Annotated in this window: 25 protein-coding genes; 11 read left to right on the top strand and 14 right to left on the bottom strand. The window is 42.0% G+C overall.

Going from position 1 to position 26,538, the window contains the following annotated elements:
* Positions 1 to 128 precede the first annotated feature (128 nt).
* The 4 genes from AB4589_RS18610 to bluB all read right to left on the bottom strand — a co-directional run bounded on the left by AB4589_RS18610 (position 129) and on the right by bluB (position 4,060).
* Positions 129 to 803 carry a hypothetical protein gene (locus AB4589_RS18610; protein ID WP_371710776.1) on the bottom strand — a complete coding sequence of 225 codons (675 nt, stop codon included), beginning with the start codon at positions 801 to 803 and terminating at the stop codon, positions 129 to 131.
* On the bottom strand, positions 804 to 2,786 hold the full coding sequence (locus AB4589_RS18605; RefSeq protein WP_372101450.1) for a patatin-like phospholipase family protein: 1,983 nt from the start codon (positions 2,784 to 2,786) through the stop codon (positions 804 to 806).
* Between the two features lie 167 nt (positions 2,787 to 2,953).
* Entirely contained in the window at positions 2,954 to 3,304 is a 351-nt protein-coding gene (locus AB4589_RS18600; RefSeq protein ID WP_372101448.1) for a hypothetical protein, read from the bottom strand.
* An 87-nt stretch (positions 3,305 to 3,391) separates the two neighbouring features.
* A complete protein-coding gene (gene bluB / locus AB4589_RS18595; protein WP_371710773.1) occupies positions 3,392 to 4,060 on the bottom strand; it encodes a 5,6-dimethylbenzimidazole synthase in 669 nt (222 codons plus the stop codon).
* A 167-nt stretch (positions 4,061 to 4,227) separates the two neighbouring features.
* On the opposite strand from bluB, the gene AB4589_RS18590 reads away from it, so the two are divergent.
* The 3 genes from AB4589_RS18590 (at position 4,228) to AB4589_RS18580 (ending at position 6,644) form a co-directional block, all read left to right on the top strand.
* A complete protein-coding gene (locus AB4589_RS18590) occupies positions 4,228 to 5,424 on the top strand; it encodes a DEAD/DEAH box helicase (RefSeq protein ID WP_372101445.1) in 1,197 nt (398 codons plus the stop codon).
* A gap of 107 nt (positions 5,425 to 5,531) precedes the next feature.
* Positions 5,532 to 5,936: a PPC domain-containing DNA-binding protein gene (locus AB4589_RS18585; protein WP_372101443.1), complete on the top strand. Its 405-nt coding sequence runs from the start codon at positions 5,532 to 5,534 to the stop codon at positions 5,934 to 5,936.
* Between the two features lie 84 nt (positions 5,937 to 6,020).
* Positions 6,021 to 6,644 (top strand): PolC-type DNA polymerase III, encoded by a 624-nt coding sequence (locus AB4589_RS18580; RefSeq protein WP_372101441.1) that lies wholly within the window; start codon positions 6,021 to 6,023, stop codon positions 6,642 to 6,644.
* An 82-nt stretch (positions 6,645 to 6,726) separates the two neighbouring features.
* Here AB4589_RS18580 and AB4589_RS18575 read toward each other — a convergent pair whose 3' ends face one another.
* Positions 6,727 to 7,563, bottom strand: a complete 837-nt coding sequence (locus AB4589_RS18575) for a DUF6279 family lipoprotein (RefSeq protein WP_372101439.1) — start codon at positions 7,561 to 7,563, stop codon at positions 6,727 to 6,729.
* 302 nt (positions 7,564 to 7,865) lie between these two features.
* Between AB4589_RS18575 and AB4589_RS18570 the strand changes: the two genes are divergently transcribed.
* Positions 7,866 to 8,039: a hypothetical protein gene (locus AB4589_RS18570; RefSeq protein ID WP_017087326.1), complete on the top strand. Its 174-nt coding sequence runs from the start codon at positions 7,866 to 7,868 to the stop codon at positions 8,037 to 8,039.
* Positions 8,040 to 8,123: 84 nt separating this feature from the next.
* On the opposite strand, the gene dbpA is transcribed toward AB4589_RS18570, so the two are convergent.
* The 3 genes from dbpA to AB4589_RS18555 form a co-directional block, all read right to left on the bottom strand.
* Positions 8,124 to 9,503: an ATP-dependent RNA helicase DbpA gene (gene dbpA, locus AB4589_RS18565; protein WP_004731781.1), complete on the bottom strand. Its 1,380-nt coding sequence runs from the start codon at positions 9,501 to 9,503 to the stop codon at positions 8,124 to 8,126.
* A gap of 149 nt (positions 9,504 to 9,652) precedes the next feature.
* A complete protein-coding gene (locus AB4589_RS18560) occupies positions 9,653 to 10,561 on the bottom strand; it encodes an aldo/keto reductase family oxidoreductase (protein WP_076648769.1) in 909 nt (302 codons plus the stop codon).
* A gap of 217 nt (positions 10,562 to 10,778) precedes the next feature.
* A complete protein-coding gene (locus AB4589_RS18555) occupies positions 10,779 to 11,366 on the bottom strand; it encodes a hypothetical protein (protein ID WP_372101438.1) in 588 nt (195 codons plus the stop codon).
* A gap of 221 nt (positions 11,367 to 11,587) precedes the next feature.
* Here AB4589_RS18555 and AB4589_RS18550 point away from each other — a divergent pair, with 221 nt between their 5' ends.
* Positions 11,588 to 13,435, top strand: coding sequence for a M3 family metallopeptidase (locus AB4589_RS18550; protein WP_372101436.1), 1,848 nt, complete (start codon positions 11,588 to 11,590; stop codon positions 13,433 to 13,435).
* A 94-nt stretch (positions 13,436 to 13,529) separates the two neighbouring features.
* On the opposite strand, the gene AB4589_RS18545 is transcribed toward AB4589_RS18550, so the two are convergent.
* From AB4589_RS18545 to AB4589_RS18535, 3 genes are all read right to left on the bottom strand, one after another.
* Positions 13,530 to 13,841: a hypothetical protein gene (locus tag AB4589_RS18545; protein WP_029222827.1), complete on the bottom strand. Its 312-nt coding sequence runs from the start codon at positions 13,839 to 13,841 to the stop codon at positions 13,530 to 13,532.
* A 164-nt stretch (positions 13,842 to 14,005) separates the two neighbouring features.
* The gene (locus tag AB4589_RS18540) at positions 14,006 to 15,046 is read right to left on the bottom strand and encodes a porin (protein WP_372101435.1); all 1,041 of its coding nucleotides are present in this window, start codon (positions 15,044 to 15,046) and stop codon (positions 14,006 to 14,008) included.
* Positions 15,047 to 15,201: 155 nt separating this feature from the next.
* Positions 15,202 to 16,074, bottom strand: a complete 873-nt coding sequence (locus AB4589_RS18535; protein ID WP_372101433.1) for a DUF3187 family protein — start codon at positions 16,072 to 16,074, stop codon at positions 15,202 to 15,204.
* A 304-nt stretch (positions 16,075 to 16,378) separates the two neighbouring features.
* On the opposite strand from AB4589_RS18535, the gene AB4589_RS18530 reads away from it, so the two are divergent.
* Positions 16,379 to 17,173 (top strand): response regulator transcription factor, encoded by a 795-nt coding sequence (locus AB4589_RS18530; RefSeq protein ID WP_371703129.1) that lies wholly within the window; start codon positions 16,379 to 16,381, stop codon positions 17,171 to 17,173.
* Between the two features lie 111 nt (positions 17,174 to 17,284).
* On the opposite strand, the gene AB4589_RS18525 is transcribed toward AB4589_RS18530, so the two are convergent.
* Both AB4589_RS18525 and AB4589_RS18520 read right to left on the bottom strand, forming a co-directional pair.
* A complete protein-coding gene (locus tag AB4589_RS18525) occupies positions 17,285 to 18,118 on the bottom strand; it encodes a RecX family transcriptional regulator (RefSeq protein ID WP_372101431.1) in 834 nt (277 codons plus the stop codon).
* A 344-nt stretch (positions 18,119 to 18,462) separates the two neighbouring features.
* Positions 18,463 to 20,067: a mechanosensitive ion channel family protein gene (locus AB4589_RS18520; RefSeq protein ID WP_017099775.1), complete on the bottom strand. Its 1,605-nt coding sequence runs from the start codon at positions 20,065 to 20,067 to the stop codon at positions 18,463 to 18,465.
* A gap of 252 nt (positions 20,068 to 20,319) precedes the next feature.
* Here AB4589_RS18520 and AB4589_RS18515 point away from each other — a divergent pair, with 252 nt between their 5' ends.
* The 5 genes from AB4589_RS18515 (at position 20,320) to AB4589_RS18495 (ending at position 24,947) form a co-directional block, all read left to right on the top strand.
* Entirely contained in the window at positions 20,320 to 20,568 is a 249-nt protein-coding gene (locus AB4589_RS18515) for a hypothetical protein (protein WP_009844760.1), read from the top strand.
* A 328-nt stretch (positions 20,569 to 20,896) separates the two neighbouring features.
* Positions 20,897 to 21,373, top strand: coding sequence for a hypothetical protein (locus tag AB4589_RS18510; protein ID WP_372101430.1), 477 nt, complete (start codon positions 20,897 to 20,899; stop codon positions 21,371 to 21,373).
* Positions 21,374 to 21,468: 95 nt separating this feature from the next.
* Positions 21,469 to 23,532, top strand: coding sequence for a protein-disulfide reductase DsbD family protein (locus tag AB4589_RS18505; RefSeq protein WP_372101470.1), 2,064 nt, complete (start codon positions 21,469 to 21,471; stop codon positions 23,530 to 23,532).
* 3 nt (positions 23,533 to 23,535) lie between these two features.
* The gene (locus AB4589_RS18500) at positions 23,536 to 24,105 is read left to right on the top strand and encodes a protein disulfide oxidoreductase (protein WP_065111404.1); all 570 of its coding nucleotides are present in this window, start codon (positions 23,536 to 23,538) and stop codon (positions 24,103 to 24,105) included.
* A 122-nt stretch (positions 24,106 to 24,227) separates the two neighbouring features.
* The gene (locus AB4589_RS18495; RefSeq protein WP_372101428.1) at positions 24,228 to 24,947 is read left to right on the top strand and encodes a DsbA family protein; all 720 of its coding nucleotides are present in this window, start codon (positions 24,228 to 24,230) and stop codon (positions 24,945 to 24,947) included.
* A gap of 156 nt (positions 24,948 to 25,103) precedes the next feature.
* Here the strand turns inward: AB4589_RS18495 and AB4589_RS18490 are convergent, their stop codons facing one another.
* A complete protein-coding gene (locus AB4589_RS18490) occupies positions 25,104 to 26,369 on the bottom strand; it encodes an HD-GYP domain-containing protein (protein WP_372101426.1) in 1,266 nt (421 codons plus the stop codon).
* Positions 26,370 to 26,538 lie beyond the last annotated feature (169 nt).

Genomic DNA, 26,538 nt, shown 5'->3' with positions numbered 1-26,538 from the left:
ACAAAAAAGCACCCAGCCTTCACATGAAGGCGGGTGCTTTGTCAGTTAAAAACAGTAGAAACGAAAAAACCCCGCTGGTTAGGCGAGGTTTTCTAATGTGGTAATCGTGCGTCAAACAATAATATTTGTCAATTTATACATTCAATTAGTTCTGGGTATTGTCCATACTTTTTTGATAAACGTAACGATGCCGAACGTTCCAGTATTTGATGAGTCGCCCAAGCCTTATCAGAGATTGGCTGCAATAATATAAAATACGCTAACAAGTCTAATAACTCACTTTCTGTAATCAAGTTATAGCCGACAAAATGGTAAGATTTACCGCTATCAAATATATAACCTTTCAAACCCAAAATATGCAAGACATCTTTAACAACTTTTAAATTCTGATTATTTGATTTAATTTTAAAGTCAAGCATTGGTATATGACGCTCAGACCCATCACTAAGTATAACTTTCGAGTTAATTGCAACATCTTCATGTATATCAGAAGAAATAAAATTCAAAAAATCAACTTTTGTCAAATGTGTATAAGTTTCATTTTTATTGTGGAAAAGTGCATTTTTCATAAAACACTTATCTAATACTTCACCACCCTCAGCTAGAGAAAACAAAGACTCCCAAAAACTCGAACCTTTCCTTTCTTTTTCATAAAGAGCCCTATTAATAATACCCATATTTCTATTGCTGGAATTTCGCTCTCTATCTTGAACTTTATTATTAGAAGAAAATCTAAAAACCCTAAGCACATCTATTTTCGGATTCCTATTTATGATTTCTAAGTAACATTTAACGTTTCTCATTTATAGTTCCTCAAATGATTTGGGATTTCTTACACAGGCTTCGATATCACGAAAGTTATCATATATCCAGTTTTCGTATCGTGTTTCACCTTTCTTAAATTTAGTAGTGACAATCATATCACCAATAGGGTAATTTCTTCCTATCGATGGTAGAGGTGTTGTAACACCACTTGCAACAATTGCTTTAAAAGATGACGTTTCTTTAATCTCTCTAAATAAATAGCTTAATCGACTATTACCTTTAATTACTATGTGATTACCACCATGCCTTTCCAAAACAATGGGCGTTATTAAAAATTCAACACCATCAGAAAACTTAATAACACTAGGTTCAAATAAATCCAGATTATATTTACCAAGTAAGACATTAAACTTATCAATTTGGTTGTATTTATATGACTCAACATATTTCGTCATCAACTTCATATCATCCAAATTAATCACCTTTTCTTCAAAAGTAATTCTTCCGTTTTGATAATGACCTACACTTTTCAATTTATCAATATGATTTTCACTAGATTTCTTTTCAATAGAAAATATTTTCCTGTTACGTTCTATTTCGTCATGAACCTGATTTTCATTTTCAGGAATACCAAGCTCATTGAACAACGCTTCGTTCACATACAAGTCACGAGTTCCGTCATAAATAGCACCATTACCGATATTCCTTTTAAGGTCATCGCCTTTATATAAACAAATCGCTTTGTTTTTCTCGCCTTTAAACAAAAAAGCATTGAAGGGAACAGATTCTCTTTCGATTAAATTAATTCCAAACCTATTAATTAGAAACCGACGGTATTTTTCATGCTCTGCATCCTTGTCTTCCATCTTTGACATCTTTTTTGTTATAAAAGTTATTTTCATACCTTCTACTAGCCAACCAAGAATCGTCGGGAATAAGCTATAAATAAGTTTCGTATTATCAAAACACAAATATACTTTATTATAAAAACCAACATTTTCCATGACAACTGAGTTCATTATATGATCGCGAGTTAATTTTTTGTCATCCTTAACTTCTGACTTACTAATTTCTTCCATTTCATTATTGAAAAAATCTTCTGCAGCTTTTACCCCTTTAGAAATGGTATCAACAATCAAGTCATCATTAATTAGTTCAAAATCTGTCGTACTAACATCCAAATCTTTAATTACAATGTTGTATGTATTGTTTTGCAGCATTTCTTGAATGTTAATTGCACCATCTATAACAGCACTCGCTACGCTCTGAAAATAAGATTTAAAACACTTTATTGGTTCAACTTTACCGCTTAATGTAAAACACAATATTTTTTCAAAGTGCCTTTCTCCATCATTGAGAGTGAAAGATGGAAGATTACTAACTAAACCACCGTCAAGATAGCTCATATCAACAGGCTGAAAGTACAAAGGAATTGTACAAGATGACCTTACAGCTTTTGCAACTGACTCTCCTCCACCACTGATACTATTATTCCAGATTATCTGTTGTTGTTTATTTATATCCGTGGCGATAACATGTAATGGAAGCTTAAGGTCATTAAAACAGACATCTCGGTCATTAATGTTCAATAGCTTTTGCAGTTCTTTCCGTAACCACACTTCTAGTTCCTCTGAAGAATACAAGCCCAGGTTATCTAGAATATTCAGTATCTTCTGTAAATCACTATCATTCCCAGTAAAGATACTTGCAGCCTTCCTCCTTTTTTCAAACCCCTTAAATCCAAACTTGCTAGATATACCTTTATCTGCAGGAGCTTTAAAGCTTTTAAAATCTACATTGAATAGTAAGTTTTCTAAATAATCTGGAGTCGCTCCAGCTGCGATCAACGCGGCAAAAATCGAACCAGCAGAGGTGCCCGCAACTTCAGAGAAATTAACCCCTCTTCTTTTCACTTCTTTGTAAGCACCTACGAATGCAAGTGCTTTACAACCCCCTCCCTGAAAAACCCCTAAGCAGTTTTTAAAGTTCATAGTTTGATTCAATTGATCTTTTCCGTCCACTTAGCCGCCCTTAGAAATAAATGTTAATAAGTAACTGTATTAACTGATATTAACATATTCAATTCTCCCTCTTGAACTACTTTCTCTTGCTCATACCTTCCCTGCAACGCCAAAGCGGCTACACTGCGCTTATCCACCAAGCGTTTAACCAACTTACCTGAAATAGACTAGTACTTCTTAAAGCGTGAGAAGGTAACCGGTAAGGTTTGGCAGAAGTAAGCAAAGCGGGTTTCTTGTGTCCAGCCTATACGGCCACCATCGCAGCATGGACAGGTTCTGCTTGCTCGGTTCTTGGCAATGTATTTACCGCTGCCATTACATTCAGGGCAAACTTGGCCGAACAGATGAGTTGCCTCTGTTACCACCAAGGCCTCTAGTGCTTTGTCTAGGTATCGGCCTCGCCATGTTTCCATTAGTGTGTTGGCTTCAATCAGGGTGACTTGGTATAGGTTTGCCTTGTAAGCACTCAACCAAGGCCAGCGATCCCCCACTACGCTGCGAGAATCCGTTACCGACATCGTGGAAATCACTTGAGTCCAGATCGATGATCGCTTGGTAACGCAATTTTATGTCTAAAAAAGATATCAGCAAGTTTGATGAAGTAATTACTTTCCATCTATCTCTAACTGCTTAGGGTTCCACTTCCCTTCATGAATCGCTGAATTGACGTCTCTTCTTGGTAACCAGCCCATGGTTTCGAGTTCGGGTTTATCTTTGAAGTGGTCAACGTAGCCGATGCATAAGTACGCCACAATATCGATGTTTTCTGGGATATCTAATGCGTCTCGCAGTGTTGAGTCATGCAGGATACTCACCCACCCTAATCCGAGGTTTTCGGCTCTTGCTGCGAGCCATAGGTTTTGAACCGCACACACGGTGCTGTACAGATCCATCTCTTGTTTGATGGTTCGACCTAGCACGACCTTTCCGGTTCGATTACGGTCACAAGTCACGCAGATACCGATAGGTGATTCGACGATGCCTTCTAGTTTTAGGCGCTTATACATCGCCTGCTTTTCATCGGCGAACATTTCCGCGGATTCTGCATGAGCCTGATTAAAACCGGCTTTGATTTGTTGTTTGGTTTCGATATCACGGACAACGACAAAGTCCCAAGGCTGCATAAATCCAACACTGGGAGCATGGTGCGCAGCGGTTAACACACGCATCAACACATCTTCAGGGATCTCTTCTGGAAGAAACTGTCCACGAACATCTCGGCGAGAGAAAATCGTTTTATATACTGCATCGCGTTCATTCGGCGTAATTTCCATACATCCCTGTCTTATCGTCGTCTTATTGAGCCAGTATTATCCAACTAAAGTGTCTATGTTACTAGCGGTACACAAGCAACATGGTAGAATGCCGCCATTAATCTTATCCTTGTATAAGATTGTTGAACCTTTCCATCGCTATTTAGCCAAATCATACCGAGAAACTTATGCCATTTTCCAAGCTTGGATTAAGCTCACCTATTGTTAAAGCCGTTGCAAAACAAGGCTATGAAAAGCCAACCTCTATTCAAGAAAAAGCAATTCCGATTGTGCTTTCTGGTAAGAACCTAATTGCTGCTGCACAAACAGGTACAGGTAAAACTGCGAGCTTTGTTCTCCCTATCTTAGAAATGCTAAGTAAAGGTGAAACACAACGTAAAAAACGTATTCGCGCTGTTATTCTGACACCAACTCGTGAGCTTGCGATTCAGGTTGAACAGAACATTACTAAATACGCGAAGTTCCTAAACCTAACATCACTAGCGATGTACGGTGGCGTGTCTTACCAACACCAGAAAGACCGCTTGATCGAAGGTGTCGATATTCTTGTGGCAACTCCAGGTCGTTTAATCGATATGTACGGACAACGTGCCGTTCATTTTGATGAAGTTGAAGTACTGGTTCTTGATGAAGCTGACCGCATGCTAGACATGGGTTTCATCGAAGACATCAACAAGATCATCGCGCGTTTGCCACAAAACATTCAAAACCTCTTGTTCTCAGCAACGCTATCAACGCCAGTTCGTGCGCTAGCGAAAAGCGCAATCAGTGAAGCGGAAGAGATTTCAATTGCCAAAACTGACGCTTCTAAAGCGAACATTGAGCAATGGTTGGTAACCGTCGATAAAGACCGCAAATCTGCGCTATTAAGCCACATGATCACTGACGGTGAATGGGACCAAGCGCTTATCTTTATCGAGACCAAACACGGCGCGGCTAAGTTAGTTGCCCAACTTGAAAAGCGTGGCATCCAAGCTGAAGCTTTCCACAGTGGGCGTAGCCAAGCGATTCGTGAAAAGATTCTGGCTGACTTTAAGAAAGGTCGTCTAAAATATCTAGTTGCAACGGGTGTTGCTGCTCGTGGTATCGATATCGATAACCTAAGCCGCGTAGTCAACTACGACATCCCATTCCCAGCGGATGACTATGTACACCGTATTGGTCGTACAGGCCGTGCTGAGGCGTCTGGTGAAGCAATCTCTTTCCTATCGAAAGACAACTTCAAGAACCTGTGCATTATCGAAAAACGTCTTGGTCACTTGATTGAGCGTCGCGTTGTTGAAGGTTTCGAACCACGCAAAGAAGTCCCAATTTCAGTATTGAACTTCGTTCCTAAGAAGAAAAGAGAACAGCAACAAGACTAAGTAATTTCAGCGACAGAAAATGTAAAAGTCGCGTTAGCCAAAATGAAACGAAGTCCTATGTGGCTTCGTTTTGTTCTTTGAAATACATATAAAGTTGAGGAACTAAGATGATCACTCCTATCGCAACGAGATTAATCCGAGGCCAAGATCTAAAACTTGAACTCCAAAAGCTTGTGACAGCGCACAATATCTCCGCGGGCTCTGTCGCGTCGTGTGTCGGATGTGTTTCTCAACTCAATATTCGTCTGGCTAATGCAAACAACACCAAGCTAATCAAAGCTCCGTTCGAAATTGTGTCACTTATGGCGACGCTAACCCCAAACCACCAGCATGTTCATATATCCGTTGCTGATGAAAATGGAAATGTGATTGGTGGGCATTTGCTTGAAGAGACGATTATCGCAACCACCGCTGAACTGATTATTCACCGCTACGATACTTTGACCTTCAACAGAGAGCATGACGATTCTACAGGTTACACTGAGCTCACAGTCAGCAGCAACACGCAATAGAACAACAACACGCAATAGATCGCCCCATAGCAACACTAAGCTCCTCATATAAAGCGATACAACCGAATAGTATTAGGAAACACGATGGCTCCAAACTCCGCAGACTCCGTTATCGTTCTCGATTTCGAAACCACAGGCTTGTCGCCAAACATGGGTGACCGAGCGATTGAAATCGGTGCGGTTAAACTCGTTAACGGCGAAGTCGTCGACACCTTCCAGCAGCTCATGAATCCAGGGTTTCGCGTTAGTGGATTCATTGAAAGCTATACCGGGATCAGTAACCGCATGTTAAGCACAGCGGCCAGTTGCAGTGAAGTAATGGATGAGTTTGCAGACTTTATCCAAGGCAGCCAACTTGTTGCTCACAATGCGTCGTTTGATAAGCGCTTTCTCGATGCGGAATTAGACTTTATTAGCCGGGACTACACAGGCAAGTTCGCTTGCTCAATGTTGATTGCTCGTCGTCTCATCCAAGACGCACCGACTCATAAGCTAGGCGACCTTGTGCGTTTTAAAAATATCGACAACGACGGTACTTTCCACAGAGCGTTAGCCGATTCAGAAATGACAGCACGGTTATGGTTATTGATGATTGATGAGCTTCAAAAGAACCACGGTATTCAACAGCCGAGCTTTCAACTGATGCAGAAAATATCTAAGACCGCTAAAGGTTCAATTCCAAAACTTCTGATGAGCAACAGAAGTTAAATGTCTAAACTCTCTCCCCTTCAGGGGTGATTGAAAGGCTAGTCGCATGGATAACAGCTAGCCTTTAGAACGAAAGAAGACTCTACTCCTGCAGTGATTCAAATGTTCCTTTAAGGCTTGCTAATTCACTCATAAAATAAGCCCATTGTTTATCACTGCTAACTGCGGCGATATCCACCAAGAATTTCGCTGATGTCTGCATATTCTTATCAAGCTTAGACTCTAGCTCTTGCGGATAATAATCTTCATTGTTCAAAAGTAGCTTCATAATAATTGGCTGTGCAATATGTAAATCGGTCTTCTTCTGCATAAGTGTCGTTAGGTCTTGATACGTATTATTTTGATATTGTCGCCAGCTGTCGTTAGTATTTACCCACTCTTGAGACCACGTCAAAATAATCGTTTTTTGCTCTTTCGATACCGACCCGAGCCATCGCTCTAACCGATCTTCAATTCGACTTCGATAACGTTCTCTCGAATCTTCATCATTCAATGATAATCTTTCTTCGTAATACTCTTGCTGCTTTTCCCTAAAGTTCTTTAAGAATTCGTTATCTTGCTCTGGGGTAAGCTGCATACTTAACGCGTAAATATCTGGAGCGAACTTATTAATGATCGAGCGGATATGATTTTTAGTTTGTTCACTTTGATCAATGATAAAAGCAGAATTCATATCAGAACGGTCTAGGTTTTGAATCGCTTGCAGTTGCGACATATACAGCGGAAGTTGGGTTTCTTTGTGCCATTGCTGTAATAAGTCGAGGCGCTCTTCGAGCTCTGATTCTTGACTGTTGGATAGAGAAACAAAGTCTTCAATATAGCTAACCGCAAACCAGCTTATATTGTTGTAGGCAAATTTAGTCCCGCAACCAGCGAATACAAAACAGACTAATAAGACTAACCATCGACACTTTCTCATTTAACCCTCTCACGATATTCAGCAAATCCACAATCCATTAACTCACCCTTTTAAGGTTAGCTCTAGTTCTTATAACGCTCGTTCTAGCTCTTATAAAAGTAGCCTTAATAAGCAGTGGCTGTAAAAACTTTGAGATAAATTGAGACTCAGACTTGCTAATCTAGCTATTTCGGCAAATGATTAAACTAAAAATAATTAATGGCAGTGATGTAACTTGATTTTTATTGCTCATTTGATGTAAACGAAACCTATAAACGAATGGTTTATTTATTTTCAAATGATTAATATTTGGGAGGTAAGCTATGGCCGCTACTCCTCATTATACAAGCGAGTTAGAGTACGAGCTTTGTTATTTTGACGATGGAAGACTAACCACAATTACGATATCCGCTAATAATCGACAGGAAGCGATGATTTGGTATCTTAGCGAAGGAAGACATATCAACGATTTCTATTCGATCAGACCTGATGAATAAACGTTTGATACGTTACTGGCTGTGGAACACCCTTTACTGCATTATCACTAGCATGACTTAGCAGTAAAGGGAGACAATCTCGAATTACTTCAGAATTCGGGCGCGGAATTGACGACCCTTCATTTTACCTGATTCGATTTTACCTAATGCTTTCTTAGCCATTGATCTTTCTACAGCAACGTAAGCACGCATCGCGAACAAGTTGATCTTACCTACTGACTTACCATCAATACCGCCTTGGCCTGTCAATGCACCAAGGATATCGCCTGCGCGAAGTTTCGCTTTCTTACCACCATCAATCTGGATGGTTACCATGTTTGAGTAGTACGGCTTAGCGATTGGTTTAGCTGGCAACTGAGACGGTTCGATTGGCATATCCATGTACTCATCAATTTGAGCAACACGGTGCATCTCTTTTTCGCTAAAGAAGCTAATTGCGACACCTTTGCTTCCTGCTCGACCAGTACGACCGATGCGGTGCACGTGTACTTCAGGATCGCGAGACAACTCAAAGTTGAACACAGCATCTAGGTTATCAACATCAAGACCACGAGCGGCAACATCTGTTGCAACCAAGATAGAGATGGTTTTGTTTGAGAACTGAACCAAAGCTTGGTCACGTTCACGCTGTTCCATGTCGCCGTGAAGCTCGATAACACTGAAACCACGGTGGCTTAGCTCATCATTTACGTTCTGTACTTCTTTCTTAGTATTACAGAACACAACCGCTGACTCTGGTTGATGATGAAGAAGCATTAGCTCTAGTGCGTCATCACGAGCTTCAGTACCTTCAACCTTGTAAAAATGTTGTTGGATGCTTGAGTGATCGTGCGTTGATTCAACCTTCACCATTTCAGGGTTATTCATGATGCGGTCTGCAACAGATTTGATCTGTTTAGGGAAAGTTGCACTGAACAATAACGTTTGACGATCTTTTGGTGCTGCTTCAATAACAGCATCTAGTGCATCTTGGAAACCCATTTCCAGCATGCGATCGGCTTCATCTAACACAAGTGTGTTCAACTCAGACAGGTCAATACGCTCTCTCTCTAGGTGGTCCAGGATACGACCAGGCGTGCCCACAAGAATGTGTGCGCCATGCTCTAATGAACCAATTTGTGGGCCCATTGGCATACCGCCACATAGTGTCAGCACTTTAATATTGTGAATGCCACGAGCAAGAGTACGGATCTCTTTTGCTACTTGGTCTGCAAGCTCACGAGTCGGACATAACACTAAAGATTGAACACGAAAACGCTTAACGCGTAGGTTTTGCAGCACGCCTAAACCAAAGGCAGCTGTTTTACCTGAACCCGTTTTACCCTGACCGATAACATCCTTGCCATCCAGAATAGTAGGAAGACTTAACGCTTGAATAGGCGTCATTTCAGTATAACCAAGAGAATCTAACGTATTTAGAAGCTCAGGTTTAAGGGCGATTGAAGAGAATTTTGAAGTGCTCAATGGAAATATCCAACTGGTGAAAAACAGAGTGCATTATGAGTGTTTTTGAAAATTATTCCACCTTAATCACAGTTTTGAAGAAATAGGTTAGGCGAACACAAAAAAGCCAGCTTTGTTAGCTGGCTTTTGCTTCTATTTTGAATCGCGTCCTATGGCACACCGTGACCTTTAGAAGCAACCCATACGCGATACCATTGCTCGCGAGTCAGCTCTATTTTCAGTGCATCAACAGCCGTCTTCACTCGTTCAATCTTACCTGAGCCAATAATTGCAATTGGGTTAGATGGTAAACGACGAACCCAAGCGTAAATCACTTGGTCAATGCTGTCTGCACCCACTTCTAGACGAATCGCCTCTAGCTCATCACGAACGCGAATCGCTTGTGCTGAATCACCACTGAAGATGCTACCGCCGCCTAGACAAGACCACGCCATAGGACGAATACGGTTCATCTGCAGTTGATCCAACGTGCCATCATGAGCCACGTCGAAGTTCAATGGGTTGATTTCAACTTGGTTTGTCACCAGTGGCTTACCGAGTCGAGATTGCAATAAGTCGAACTGGCGCGGAGAAAAGTTAGAGACACCGAAGTGCTTCACTTTACCCACCTTGTGTAGTTCAGCGAACGCTTCTGCTAATTCATCCGCATCCATCAGTACATCTGGGCGGTGAATCAGTAATACATCAAGTTCGGTTACACCCAAACGCTCTAGAGAGTTATTTACTGACTGGTAAATATGATGCGCGCTGGTGTCATAGTGATTGATCTTACGATCTGGAGTGTGGTCTCCACACAAGTTGATATCGCACTTGGTGACGATTTGAATATCATCACGAAGGCTTGGCTCAAGCGCTAATGCTTCACCAAACAACTTTTCACATTGGTAGTTACCGTAAATATCCGCGTGATCAACAGTTGTGATGCCAAGATCAATGTGCTGCTTCAGGAAAGTCAGGCGTTGTTGTGGGGTCATACCCCATTCTGCTGTACGCCAGTATCCTTGCACCAACTCAGAGAGTTCTGGGCCTTGTGGCGCTGTCGTTACTCTTGCAACCATGGGTTGTCTCCTTTATCAATACTGAACGTATCCTAAGCGCGTTTTACCGAAGGCTCAACGTATAACAAATGCCAAAGGTAAACGCTTATTAAAAATGTGAGAGCCGCAGAAAAACGAACACTTAAATAAATTATAACTTGCTGTCTGCCCGTGAGCCGTTCTCCTGAAAGGCTTGTTTAGCCAAATACATAACGAAACTATCTATAAATTTGAGCAATTAAAAACGATTAAGTTCAACCGTTAAGTTGTCACCATCACTGTATAACTGGATCCAAGGAGAAGCAGATCTAGAAGAAGATAAGCTAGGCACATTCCATACACTCAGTTGCTCTGCTGAACCGTGAGGCGCATTGATGAATTCGACGAGTTGTTTATCTACCTCATCAAAACCAACGCCCTCATGTTTCGCTTGTTCAAGTTGAGCGACCACATCGAACTCATCCTCGCCAATACGAATTGAGCTAAGAGTAAAGCCATCTTGGCGAAGGTACGCCTGAAGCTTTGTGTAACTTAGGTTCGAATATGGCAGGTTAAAGCGAACCACACCTACGCTTGAGTCACCCAATTCCAGTTCAACATAAACATCCAAATCGTAATATTGAGTGAGGTCACTGCACAACAGAGTGCCTTCAACTTCGCCACAATCCATAAGATCGATATCGTTAATATAGTTTTGAGAACTCGGTTGAGTTGGGTTGCTATTGAATACCGTCCGTAACCACCAGCTTTCACTCGCCTGCGCAGAAAATGAAAGGGTATTCAGAGTCAATAACAAAGGTAGGATTAAGCTAGGAAGAGTTCTCATTATTTGTGCTTATTTCACGCGGTATGGAGCGTGCATTATACGTGACCAATCAACAAACAACTGCTCGATTTACATCTATAAAACTAAAAATATTGCTCAACGATAAGATTAACAAACTTGATACTAAGAAGAGTTGCACTCTGTTATATCTGTCGTCACACAATACACCCCATGAATGTGTCATAATGTTGAAATTAATGAATAATTTACAAGGAACGTCCATGACTGCAACGAACTATCTCAACCAATTGAACCAAAAGTATCTTGCGACTCATAAAGCGAAAGAAGACTTCTTTTGGGATACTTATATGGGGATCAGTGACGACCATGATGGCTCGACACTCGCGCAGACCCAATGGACTGAGTTTCTTAGCTCTGCCGAGCAAATTGCTGCTATCGAAACGCAGCTAGCTACTATCGAAGAAATTCAAGACCCTCAAGAAAAAGAGAGCACGCTAACAGGCTTGAATGGTTGGTTAGCGACCTTTAGATCTCACGCTATTGAGTCTGAGCAGTCACAGAAGCTTAAAGCCGAACTCATAAAGTTTGAGGCTGAACTGTTTGAGAAAAAACAGAATCATGTAATGACTTACGTGAATGAAGCGGGCGACGACACTGAAGGGTCGTTACCGGTTCTAGGTTCAACAATAAGAACCAATAGTAATGAAAAAGTTAGGCTTTCAGCTCACCAAACACTACTAGGTTTAGAGCAGTGGCTGCTGGCTAACGGCTTCATTGAACTCATCAAAAAACGCAACCAGTTTGCTCAATCGCTGGGTTTCAAAACCTTTTTTGATTATTCCGTCGTTAAAACCGAGCAGATGACAACAGAGCAACTGTTTACAATTCTGGATGACTTTGAAGTTCGCACGCGAGATAACCATCAACAAAGCCTAGAGAGCTTAACTCAGAAAAAAGGTCAGAGCGCTCTAGAAGCCCATAATTTCACCTACTCTTTTGCAGGTGACGTCATGAATGACTTAGACCCTTATGTTCCATTTTCAAAGTCACTAAGGCGTTGGGTTGAGTCTTTTGGTCGTCTTAATATCGAATACTCACAAGCAACATTGAAATTAGATTTGCTTGATCGTAAAGGAAAGTATCCAAACGGTTTCTGTCATGGGCCAGTTCCTTCTTTCTACGATCAAGATACTTGGGTAGCTGCACAGGTCAACTTCACGAGCAACGCCAAGCCCGACCAAATCGGCAGCGGTTATGATGGTATCAATACGCTGTTTCACGAGGGCGGCCACGCTGCACATTTCGCTAATGTTAAAATGAATGCGCCTTGTTTCTCTCAAGAATTTGCACCAACATCGATGGCTTATGCCGAAACTCAATCCATGTTCTGTGACAGCTTATTGAATGACGCCGATTGGCTAAAACAATATGCCCTGGATTCAGAAGGCCAAGCAGTACCTGATGAGCTAATCAAAGCCATCATAGATAACAAACAACCGTTCAGAGCCTACCAAGAACGAAGCATTCTTGTTGTTCCCTATTTCGAACGAGCACTTTACGAATTGGCGGATGAAGATCTGACACCTGAAAAGATCACTGCTCTTGCTCGTAGCAGTGAGAAAACGATTCTTGGATTGGCTTGTAGCCCTCGCCCATTGATGGCGATTCCACATCTATTGTCGGATGAAGCCTCATGCGCATATCAGGGTTACTTATTAGCTCATATGGCCGTGTATCAAACTCGTGCATATTTCACCGATAAGTTTGGCTACTTAACGGATAACCCAGAGATCGGCCCTTTGTTAGCTAAGCACTATTGGCACCAAGGAAATAGCGTGAATCATAATGGGACAATCGAAAGCCTGACTGGGGAAGGTTTTAATGCCAAGTACCTCGCTGACGAGTGCAACTTATCGCCAGAAGAAGCTTGGGCTATTGAAGATCAAAAAATCAAACAGCTGTCGACAAGAGAACGAGCACCCGTCGCTGATTTGAATGCGAAGATATCAATCGTTGATGGGACAACCGAGTTGGCGAATAATGATAAGTCAAACCATCAGATGTGTGATGAGTTTGAACACTTTATCGTTGGGCAATACGGCCGATAGCGGGTGCTGAGCATCTGTAATCAAGGTTGAACCAAAAAACTCAAACGAAAAAAAGGACGATATTTAATCGTCCTTTTTATTTACAGCATCGACCCTACACAGTGACACAATTTAAACGAGATTGAACATCAAAAATAATGTCGACAGAATCAAGGCTTCTTAGTGATTTCCTATGAATACCACATATCTGCCCTGTCAAAACAATATAAAACTTTTCTGTTTTGAGTAAATTCCAAGCTTCATCAAGAGATTCAGCATAAACCTTGTTCTTGAGATCTTGCGGGCGAGTACCTGCAACTCTTCCATGTTTACGCGCCAATTCAAATAATCCATTTCGATTCGGTTTACATGTAAACAGAGTGTCATTTCCGTAAATAACACCCTTGGCAGTAATGCTCTTAACCATTACATTCTCCAGATTATCATTCCACTCATAACACTGAGTGCCAAACCACATATCGGTTGGATTCTTAAACGGCAAAACGAAGAGAACATGGTGTAACGACCGAGCATGCGACACACCATAGCAATCAGATTTAAAGTTCTTAAGCTCTCAAAGCTATTAAGAGCTTAGAAGTAGTAGTAAGCTGCTGCGAATACGTGTGTTTCTTCGTCGTACTGTGCGCTAGTTGAACCCATGCGTGCACCATCAATATCTTGTTTGATATCAATACCCATGTCAGCGTTGTCTGCAATACGGTACATTGCCGCGATGTTGATGTAAGAAGCATCTACGTCCGCTTGGCCATCAAATTCATTGCTGTTAGAGGCGTAACCAGCTGCAATTGTTAGGTCTTCAGATACCGCGTAACCACCTGAAACGTAGTAACCCGTGTCTTTCTCAGAATCTGCGTCATCAATCCAAGAGTTCATACCTAGTGTTAGATCACCAATTTTTACGTTACCAGTTACCGTGTAAACTTCGTAATTAGCTTCGTAATCACGGTTTTCGTAACCTGCGTATAGGTTGAATACTTCTTGCTCTAGACCGATGTAGCCGTTCACACCTTTGTCGAACTTATCATTGTTACGAGAATCTTTCGTTTCGAAGTAAGAGATACCGTAAGCGATACCGCTTGTTGCACCCTGGAACTTAACAACATTGAAGCCGTCAGAAGCATCACCAGCAGAAGCGCCAAACTCGTAAGTGTTATCACCAGCACCGTCAACTTTATCTAGTGCTGTATCATTTTCCCAACCGAATGAAGCGATACCGAAACCAGTGTCAAAACCAAGCCAAGCTTTGTCTACATCAGCAGCAGGGCCAGTATCGATGCCATTTGTCCACTTGTAGTTAACTGAATCATTCGCTGAAACGTTATTGTCTGTTGTGTAGTTCACCATCAAGTCTGTTTCGAAGTAACCAACAATACGGTTGTTACGGTAGTTTACTGCAAGTGTTAGGCCTGTAGCCCAGTCATCGTAGAATGCTTTAGAACCAGTGTCGTAGTAACCGCCAACACCCATAGCACCAGATACTGAGAATTGATCTTTATGCATTGAATCAAATGCGAACATGTCTTCATTTTGGCTGTTTTGGCTGCTTGTATTTACCGCGAAAGCTGAACTTGAAATGCTTGCAATCGCAAGTGCTACTAATGTCTTTTTCATAATAACCACTACCTATATATTGATTCGGCCTTGTTAGTCCGGCCTTTTGGAGTAGCGCTATTGTTCAAAAATTTGTGTTGTGGATATACCGTAAAACTACTGGAATTTTATCGTTGCGATGAATTTAATTACATAATGATATATTGATATTACTTTTATATTGAGAAGCGCAACCCAAGCGTAAACCCAATATCAGTGCTGTTATCCATATTGCGAATATTCTCTGTCATCAAGGCTTCTAAACTAAACCTATTGAATCGGTACCTATAACCTAGCACCACTTCATTAGACGGCTCTGAAAAATCTGGTTCATCCGTTGCCCACCCTTGATAATTTAAAGACTCAACTAACAAACTGTGCCGAGCATTAAACATATACTCATACCCTAATGCCCAACTTGCGCTGAACCCCTTTAAACTAACTAAGTAGTCATCACCGTTACGGTGAACCAAACCTACCGTTGAAAAAAAGTTATGCCTTAAGGTGATAAAGCTGTAGTTAAGTTGGACGCCTTGTTCGAAGCTAGTTCTGGCAAACCGGCCACTTTTTACGTTGTTGTAAAATAAAGAGCCACCAGCAGAGAGCGACATCGGCCCTCTAGAATGCAACAGAAGCTCATTGTAAAAAGTCAGCGCATTGGTTAAATCATCCCCCTCAAAATCAGACACATGAACCCCTGCATGATTAAAATCCATGGTGAACTGATCTTCAGCCACTTCATCACGGCCATTTTGTCCAATACCAAACAGATCGTGAAAACCCATCACAAAACTGTCTAAACCATTATCTTTTGCAGTCACAACTCGATAATCCAGCTCGGTTTTCCAAATTGGAGATGCTTGCCACTCAATCGCAATATTTGACTGGTTTTGATAATAGTCGAGCGAATACGCACTCGTGTGTGCCCATATACTGGCTTGGGTATAAGAGGACTTGAACTCAATAGTCCCCACCCTTTTGGGCTGAGCAGAACGAAGTTGTGTTGAAAGCACATTTGAATGAATAGGTGACTGCGCATAGACAAACATTGGGGATGCGTTCGCGCTTGCAGTAGGATGAAAAAAAGTCAGTATCGAGACTGAAATACTCAGTAACGCCCTTAAACTTATCACAGTGTTTACTCGGTTGTATAAATGCCCGATTTTATTAAAAAACACCGTTCAATTAATGCAGTAGATCTACCGCTTATCATCCTAACATTTAGATTAAAGAGTTATAAAAAAACGAAAATTAGAACCTCTCGAAAATATAAACATCTTATCTTGCACTGTGCTTTACGAACGCATAGTCTTCGGGATATTAACCTGATGAATATATTGATAGAGGAAAGGTATGTCGGCTACTAACCTAAATTTTGAACAATTGTTGATGAAGCAATCAACGACTCTCATCAATAGCGATCCTAAGTGTTTTCAAGCTACTTGGTCAGAAGCGAGCTTTGACGTACTCGATTGGTTTGGGATGGATCGTTTAACACTCTACCCTAACTCAATGGTCTTACTGGAAGACGGAAAGACTTGTTCAGTATCGAAAGCGAACATACCTCCGGTTAATAAACAGAGTCTCATTGGTGGCAACTATCTTGATTATCTAAAGCTGCTAAAGACCAAAAAAACTTATCTCGCGTTTTCGAAAGACGACCTTGAGAACACTCAGAATTACGTATTAAAGCAGTTATACAAAGAAGGGGGCCGATGGCACTGCATCATTCCTTTGCAACTCTTTAACCAACGCTGGGGAGCACTGTCTTTTACTAACTTTCACGACAACGATACCACTTTCGCTCTCGAAGACATCCAGCGCTTAAAATTAGTCTGTGAGCTTTGGCTCTGTTATTGGCAGCACTCAACGCTAGCCAGAACATTAAAGCAAAATGAGAATCGGCTAGAAGATGACAGTGACAAATTACTCTTACTCACCAAGAAGCAGACCAAAGTGTTGGCCCTTATTGCTCAAGGCCTAAGTGCAAAAGAGTGTGCGGAACAGCTCCATCTAAGCTCTCGAACTATAGAATCGCATAAGTACAGAATGCTTGGATTACTCGATTTGAACAACCACAATGACCTTCTTCAGTTCGCGTTGCGTAATGGGTTAGGTATTACAGAAAACCTGCACACAACGCGTTAAAGCAATCTATTGACCCTGTCAATCATTCTGTGTTCGATGACCTTCAGCTCTTTATATCTGAAGGTTCTGTATTTCTGAAAGTTCTATATTTCTTGAGTTTAAGGACACTGGCTACTCGTTACCTTCACTCAGAGCAAATTTAATTTCATCCGACGAAAAGCCTTTTCGACTTAGCATAGCGTAAGCCTTTGAGCGCTCTTTGTGATCGTTGAGGTCATAAGATTTCTTTTGTAGTTGTTCTAAACACGAAGAGTAAAAATCCAGTTGCTCTTCGTTAATTAACCGATCGACCAATTGTGGCAATTCGCTCGTGTCTATTTGTCGCTGTCTAAGCTCTTGCTGAATAGCAGTCAAGCCTTTGCCTTTACGAGCATACTTAAGCACTTCTTTTTCCAAATCGGCTTTCTCTGCCTTAATTTGAATATTACTCTTCAGTTCATGCGCTTGTGGGTGCTGGTCAATCGCTACCTTAACTTGTTGATAGCTAAAACCACGCTTTTGCAGCGTCGCAACCAACTTTTCACGACTCATGGTAAAGCTTGTGTAGTAGTGGTTGATTCGGTCTATCAAGATAGTTTGTTCATCAATAGACTTTTCGAAAGACACCTTATGGATAGCATCAGAAATCACTGAGTCCGTCAGGCCTTTCTTTTTCAATTTTTCAACAATATACCGAGAACCAAATTCACCTGAGAACGCTTGTTCTACGAATTGTTCAGCAAACATTTGGTCAGACTTGAGATACCCAAACCCTTTCAAAGTATTCAACGTTTCATCAATCCATTCTTGATTGTCGGTTTTCACTTTGAGCTTCGCTACCAACTCACTTTCTGTCATATCTCTCTGAGTTAAATGCCACATCGCAGAGTTCATGACGCTTTCGATTCGCGTCGCTTTTCTTACCGTTGTATTTCTACCATTCGTTTTTTGCTGTGAATCATCCATTCGATTTCAACTGTCCAAACTAAGCCTACCCCATCATAACGTAATTCTAAGGTGGTTGAGTTACCTAAAAGAGTGAAGCTCAATATAATACCAATCGTAGTAAATAACTGTTCACCCTAGCTGGTTAAAACGCTCGATAACGGCGTTAGAACTTTTGATTGTAGAATAACTACTTATCAAAAATTTCTGCCTTGTTCTCAAGCCTTTTTCCTGCGCTATTTCTGATCACTTACTTACTGTGATTGGTATAAACTGGCAGCCAATAAAAATGGACGCTTATTCAGCGTCCATTTGATATCACATTAAGTAGAAATCGACCTTAAGCCGTACTTAGTTTTTTTGGATTAGCTCTCTTCGTGATTGTAAACATGTACATCTCGTTGAGGGAATGGAATCGTGATGCCTTCTTCATCGAAGCGTTTCTTCACGGTTTCCGTCACATCCCAATACACTTCCCAGTAGTCATCTGTCTTAACCCAAGGTCTTACAACAAAATCAACTGAAGACGTATTCAAGGTGTGAAGCTTGATCATATGCTCTGGTTTTTTCAACACTAGAGGGTGAGCAAGAATGATGTCGTTCAATACCGATTTTGCTTTATCGATATCATCTGAGTAACCGATACCAAAAACCATATCAACACGTCTCACACGCTCTGCTGTGATGTTGTTGATCACGTCACCCCAGATCTTGTTGTTTGGGATCACCAAGCGTTGGTTATCGATGGTTTGAACGGTTGTCGATACTAAGCTCATGTCTTTTACAGTGCCTTGAACACCAGCGACTTTGACCATGTCGCCAACATCGTACGGACGGTAGATCAAGATCATCAAGCCCGATGCAAAGTTAGACAGCGTATCTTGCAATGCAAAACCAATGATGACACCCGCAACACCGAAACCCGTTAATAGTGGTGCTAGCTCAATCCCTATTTGAGACAGGGCGATCAGCAAACCAACAAACACGACCGCTTTAGATGCAATTGATACAAAGAAGTCCTGCATCAATACACTGAAGTCCATTTTAGAGTGCGAAACACTCTTACGAACGGTTTTACGAGCCACATTAGCAATAAGGCGAGTTACATACAAAATACCGAGGAAAAGCGCGAGTTTAACGATAAATGAAGGGGTATTTTCAAAAGCCCATGAACTGAATGAACGAAGCCAACCATCCAACAACTCCAGTGCAACATCAACATCCAATACATCAGCGTTAATGTCGCCGGTGGTCGCTAATAGAATACGCTTGTACGAGGTGACATCCACACCAAATGGCACCATCATGGAGATACTTTTCTCTAAGCTGGCAACCATAACGCTGGTTCGTTCTCTGAAACGTATTAACTCAGTTTTTATCGTCGCCTTTTCTTCTTCACTAACAAAAGACAAACGGCGCTCTAAATCTTGACGCTGCGTGTCTGTGTAGAGAATCGCATTTGTCAGATATTGCGAACGAGAAACTAGTGCGGTTTTTAACTGACTTTCCGCAGCCGATACATCAACACCTCGATCTTTTGACCAACTTAAGGTCTTAGAAAGTTGCTGATAGTAGTCATCCATCATTCCGATACGTTTTTGAATCAACAATTCAAGACGCTTTTTTGCATCCCCTTCAGCCGAACGGTTGTCTTTGCTCATAGAGACAATTTTAACTTCGTTCAATGACAGTAAATGCTGTAAAAGCTCGACTTGCTGGGCAAGAACAGCGTCTAAGCCTTGCTTCTTATCAGATGATAATTGAGAGGAGATCTCTTTACGTAGTGCTTGGTTCTTTCTTCGCAATATGTCTTCTAGAAACGGCTTTTCAGCATCGTGCGCTGTTTCTAATGTAGCGAGGTCCAGCATTAGCTGGTCTTGTACTTCTGCTATTTTATCGACGCTTTGCGCAAAACTTCCAAATGCGACAAACGCCAACATTAACAATAGACAACGCCAAACCTTCATCATACTAATTCCTATTATTGTCTAAATTGACCCTATAAATAGTAGTAAAAAGAAGATGGATAACAAGCATTTAAACGTATGTTGTGTTAAAACTTTGCAAATTATCAGCCTGTATCTAATATTTGAGAGTTCCAATCCCCTCTTATGACCTGTAGAGTACGCAACCAACAAAGAACAACAGCCAATATCGTCATTTAGGTGCATGTACTAAATCGCCTTAAATCCTATGTTGGCTCACAGCAAAAGAGCATAAAAATGAACAACGAACTTGATGTTATTGAGTCTCTAGAAGAGCTAGAGCAATTCCTAATTTCAGTAGAAGCAGGGGGCTTAGGTCTTGAAGACGTTGAAGGCGTAGGTATGGCCACCAATAATTCTGATGGTCGTCATTTCGTTGCAGTATTCAACAGCAGTCACAAGGTTTTACTCGCTCGCTGGATCACTAAAGAAATCTTTGAAAATGGTAAAGACCTTGTGCGCAACGGTCCTCGCCGTTCTCACTAAATCTTTCCAATAGCACCAATGGTTAAAGCCCAATATGTCCATCTGCGATCTGTTGGGCTTTTTTGTATCTCCTCATGATGAATAGAGCATTCTATACAGGATAAATTAGCGATAACTTCCAGTTGTTGTGAACTTTATCTAGAACTCAATGTCGTATTCGCGTGAGTTGTTGTTTATGCATCGTGTATCTACGGTATATCGCGTTTATGCATCGTTTCACTTTAACAATTTCATGACTTGTGACTCGAAGAGAACTTATTTAAGCTAGCCACAATTCAACAAGCTCGCTTGAGCGACTAACGACTAACTGATTCGACTACTGACTGATTTGCTGAATACACCATTACTTTTCTTATCTCAACAGAACCGCCGACAAAAGCATTCGCTTTGGGCGCTGTTCCTTACCGGACTGGTTATCGTAACCTGTCTGGCGAGTACGCTTTCTACAAACAAAGTAACTTCTTCAGCTTCCTTAATTGGACAATCAATACTTGTCGGCGCAGAAACCAGCCACCCACAAGCAATCGGCGCATATTTCGATAAAATGTCTGAGCTCTATGCCAGCGTTTTTGGTTCAGAAGCTTCTAAAACTCTGTCAGCGCCAAACTCTAGCGCGTGCAGCCTAAGCTCCAAAATGCTCACCTTCGCAACACCTAAAACAGGTTGGCTGATTCCTTTTATCCTGTTTATTGCTGTTGCGTACAGCCTATCACCACACATATCGAGATTGTCTAGAGATAACCATCGCTCTTCTCGACCTACAAAACACCGCTTACATCTAAAGCACTGTATATTTAGAGAGTAAATAACCGGGCTACTACACCCTTTTATTTATTTTTTGGAGATACATTTGTGTACAACACACTACTAACTAAGTTTGTCGATTCGTTGGCATTCTGCATGCGTACATGCGCGAAAGCGCTAGTCACTGCCCTTTTGGTTATGACGTCATTTACTGCTTTGGCACAGACGACGGGCTGGCTCAGCGTGCCTGAACATCCACCAGTCAAGATGCGAATGATGTCGACGGGTGAACAATCGGACGACGGTTCTAAGATTCAAACCGTACTGGATGTCGTTCTCGACGGCGATTGGAAAACCTATTGGCGTAGCCCCGGCGAAGGTGGTATTCCGCCAAGTTGGGACTGGTCTGGTTCAACAAACATAGAGTCGGTAGAGTGGCATTGGCCGATCCCTAAGTACTACGAACAACTCGACGTGATGACGTTAGGCTACAAAAAACACGTCAGCTTTCCCGTTACGTTGACACTGAAAGACAACACGACGCCAGCACTGTTCAAGGCGTCGTTCACCTTTCCGTCGTGCACCAATATCTGTGTGTTAACCGATTACGACATCGAATTGCCGATTGATCCGCAAACATTAGAGCTCGATGAAGAAGCGATGTTCTTGTTCAATCAAGGCATGAGCCAATCTCCACGAGAAGCTAACCGCACTTCAGTGAACGGCCTGTTCTGGGATAAAAGCAAACAACAACTGGTGACTCAGCTAACAAGTAAGGAAGGCTGGGATAAACCGATGGTATTGATTGATGGGCAAGAAGTGCTTGATGACTTCTTCTCTCCACCAACCGTCCACATCACAGACAATACAATGACCGCAGTATTCGATGTGAGTAACTGGATCGGCGAGGTCGACTTAACGGATCGCACAGTGAGTATTACCGTTTCAGATACTAACTTTGCAGAAGAGATGACCGCGCAAGTTGGGTCAGACCCGATAGCTTACCAAATAAGCAACAACGGCTTTTCGGCGATGATAGGCTTCGCTTTAATTGGTGGTTTGATCCTCAACATCATGCCATGTGTGTTGCCAGTATTAGGAATGAAATTAAACAGCATCATTCAAAACCAAGGTGCATCTAATAGTCATATCCGACTCTCATTCTTAGCTTCTGCTTCAGGTGTCATTACATCATTTGCGCTGTTAGCGCTAGGTATGACCGCTCTAAAAATGGGTGGTAATGCGATTGGTTGGGGAATCCAATTCCAAAACGTTTGGTTTATCGGGTTCATGCTGATCATCACTTTACTGTTCTCGATTAACCTGCTTGGGTTATTCGAATTCAGATTACCATCAGGTTTAAACACTTGGATGGCAACCAAAGGCGATGACTCACATTCAGGCCACTTTGTTCAAGGCATGTTTGCAACGCTACTAGCAACGCCATGTAGTGCGCCATTCCTAGGAACCGCTGTCGCGTATGCACTTGGAGCAAGCTATCAAGAGTTATGGGCTATCTTCATCGCACTCGGCATTGGTATGAGCGCACCTTGGTTGATCTTCGCGCTATTCCCAAGCCTAACCAAATTGCTTCCAAAGCCTGGGGCATGGATGTTCAAAGTTAAGCTGGTATTTGGCTTAATGATGTTCATTACCAGCCTATGGCTAACAAGCCTTCTGAGCCCATTCATTGGTAAATTCCCAACTATCCTGCTGTCGCTATTTATCGTGATTTCAGTACTGGTTTGGATTGGCATGAAACTGGGTCGCAAGGTGCTTATTCCTATCGTCGCAACCACAACCTTGGTGTTTGGTGCTGCATTGATCGTCGGTAGTGTCACCGCTGATAACTGGGCGACTCCGATTGTTGACGCTCTCGCTTGGCAAAAACTGGATGCGAAGCAAATCCCTCAGCTCGTTGATGAAGGCAAAACGGTGTTTGTTGATGTGACTGCTGATTGGTGTATCACCTGTAAAGCCAACAAGATCGGCGTCATCCTTCAAGATCCTGTCTACAGCCACCTACAGCAAGAAGACATTGTTTTGATGAAAGGTGATTGGACAACACCAAGTGAAAGTGTCACTCAATACTTACAAAGTAATGGGCGATTTGGTGTGCCATTTAACATCGTTTATGGCCCGAGCTATAAAAATGGTATTCCATTACCCGTGATTCTAGACAGTGGCACTGTTATTCAAGCCATCGACGCTGCGAGATAATTGATGAAGACGCCCAACAACGAACAAAAGCCTAGCTCTGCTGAAGACAACGCTGTAAAGGCTGAAACCAAAAAGCCAAGCCGTCTTAAGAAGTGGGGAAAGGAACTCGTTTCAATGATACTGATCGTTGGCGTGGTTTCGTTTGCCATGGATTTTTACCACAGTAGAAGCATGCCTCAAGGAGACGCGATTCCAATCGTGGGTCAGTCGATCCAAGGGGAAGATATTGATGTTATCGAGCTAAGCAAAAACGGTAAGCCCGTTATTGTCTATTTTTGGGCGACTTGGTGTAGCGCGTGCAAATTGGTGAGCCCGACGGTTAATAGCTTCAGCGACTCCCATCAAGTAGTTTCTGTCGCACTTTCATCTGGCCCAGACGAACGTGTTCAGCGCTTCTTAGACGCCAAAGAGTATGACTTCCCTGTTATCAATGATCTCTCTGGATCGATCAGCAGAAGTTGGGGAGTCAATGTCACGCCAAGTATTGTCATCATCAAAGATGGAAAGATCAGCAGCATCGCAACCGGCGTTACTTCCCCTATCGGCCTGTGGTTAAGAACCTACTTTGCATAACTCGCTCACTAAGAAAAACAGAGCAGAGTAAATGAACCGATTAAAGCCAATTTAACAAACAATAATACCGTGAGCGCGACCCAAAACGTGCTCACGATTATCAAGAATTAGAGAAAGACAACATGAAAAAACATCTGATTTGCACACTGATTTTAGGCTCACTAATGAGCACAAGTGCCTTCGCTGAGTTAAGCACAGAACAAACCCAGCAACTCGAAGAAATTAACCAGTTCCTGAAGGAGAATCCTTCTACTATTTCAGGATTGCATACCAGTTTAGAGCAGTATGTCGCAGGCCAAGCGCAAGCAAAGAAAGCTCAAGCTGAGAGTCACGACTGGTTATATAACAATGACGCTCACCCAATCACGGGCAACCCGAATGGCAAATCAGTAATCGTTAACTTTACTGACTACAACTGCCCTTACTGTAAGCGCTTGGAAAAAGGCTTGGTTCAATTAGCCTCTGAAAACAGCGACATTAAAGTGATCAACGTGTACTTGTCATTTAAGCAGCAACAAGTAGATGGCCTTGATACCAATGCAGCTCTATACGCCATGAAAGTATGGAAAGATAATCCAGAAGCCTTCCCTGAAGTCAACAGACTGCTGATGGCAAAAAGTGGTAGCCACACAATATCTTCACTACAAGCAGTGGCGAAGAAAACGGGAACAGAAGCCCAGTTGGACACTACAGATGAACAAAAGAACACGCTAATGACCAACCATCAAACCTTTAGCGCTCTGGGTTTAACAGGAACCCCAACAATGATGATGAATGATCAGGTGCTACCGGGCTATGTACCTTACGATCGACTAAAAGATATTATGGATGATGCTTTTTAATCAAGTTTAGATAGAGATAAAGATTCGAAAGAGAAGAGAATAAAAAGCCGACTAGCGTAACTCGCAGTCGGCTTTTTCATTGTTTGAATAAAGTAGATAATCCGTTTACCTTCAATCTAGATTTAAAGGTGAGTTGAACCCTAAAAACAATCGAAGTTAAAACGCGTACATTCTTTTATCCGTCGATAGTTCAAAGCAGTACTCTGCGTGCTTTCTAAGGCATTCAAACACTTCTCGATCCAACTTATAACTATCAACTTGGTCCGTTAATATCGCTAGAGATTCTTCCAGTGTCATACCTTTACGATAAGGGCGAGACTGGGTTAATGCTTGAAATACATCGACTACAGCAACAATTCTACTAGGTTGATCTAAATCTTCAGCCGTTTTACCCATCGGATAGCCTGAACCATCTAACCTTTCATGGTGATCGGAAGCCCACTGACACACCTGAGGCGAACTAAATAACTCCTGCAGCGCGAATCGAGTATCTGTCGCATGGCGTTTAATACAACAGTATTCTTCGTCAGTGAGCAAATCTGGCTTATGAAGAATGTCACCAGGGGTTTGCAGTTTGCCAATATCGTGAACTAAACCAGCTAAATAGAGCTTTCTCTGCGTTGTGTGTGAATAACCAAGTTGTTTAGCTAGATATTCAGAAAGTTGCCCTACCTTCAACGAGTGCTTGAAAGTGAACGAGCTTTTCGTATCAACGACATTAGCAATAAACTCGGCAAAGGCGACTGTCTCATCCAGCGACATTTGCTGAGAGAAAAAGGGCACAGGTTCAAAGTTATCTCTCATATTCTCGATGTAAGGGGTCTCCATCGAGAACCAAAAATCATCCAGATCGACCAACTCACACATGTGCTGTACAAGATTGGTTTCGAACATCTCATCCGCTTGCTCAGTCAAACGTCCAATAATGCTCGCTTTACCGTCTGGGGTTAGGTTCCCATAACGATCAGAAGCGGTTATGCCATATAGATAGTCAACTCTGTCAGCAAGCATCACAACTGCAGCCAGTTCCTTTTCTAATTCACTGATATTCATAGTCTTTAGATCTAACCAAGGGGTATGATGATAAAGAACTGGCTTAGCAAATATAGAAAGAACAGGGCACTCCTTTAAAATTTGGTAGCCCTTTTGACAATGGTAATAAGTCGAGTCGGGAACAAACCCCGAATTCAGTCGACGTTGCTCGTCTATTTGCGACACTCCGCAGTCGTGAATTAGCCCTAACGAAAATGCGAGCTGTGCCTGCTCCTCTTCCCACCCCACGCTCACAGCACATCGATATGCGATGTAACCCACCCTCTGTCCATGGTTTTTGCTTTCAAAACCGACGTTATCAAGCGCCTTAGCAATACCAAATAGAGCCTTTCTTAGGTCTACGGTTACCTCTTGGCAATGTTGATTCATTACTTAAGCCTAGTATTTTTATAGTTTTTATATATTTAGGCTGCTAATACTAATGCATGACCAACGATCATACCCGCAATTATTATAAGGTTTAATGTATTTCGTGATAGATCTAGCGTATCACGAATAATTCGTGCCACAAGTGGTTGCATATTCAAAATTGTGCGAC

Origin of the sequence: Vibrio sp. 10N.222.49.A3, assembly GCF_041475145.1 — a bacterium.
GTDB lineage: Bacteria > Pseudomonadota > Gammaproteobacteria > Enterobacterales > Vibrionaceae > Vibrio > Vibrio tasmaniensis_A.
Note: the sequence above shows the minus strand (reverse complement) of the source record. Positions and strands in the feature narration are given on the sequence as shown.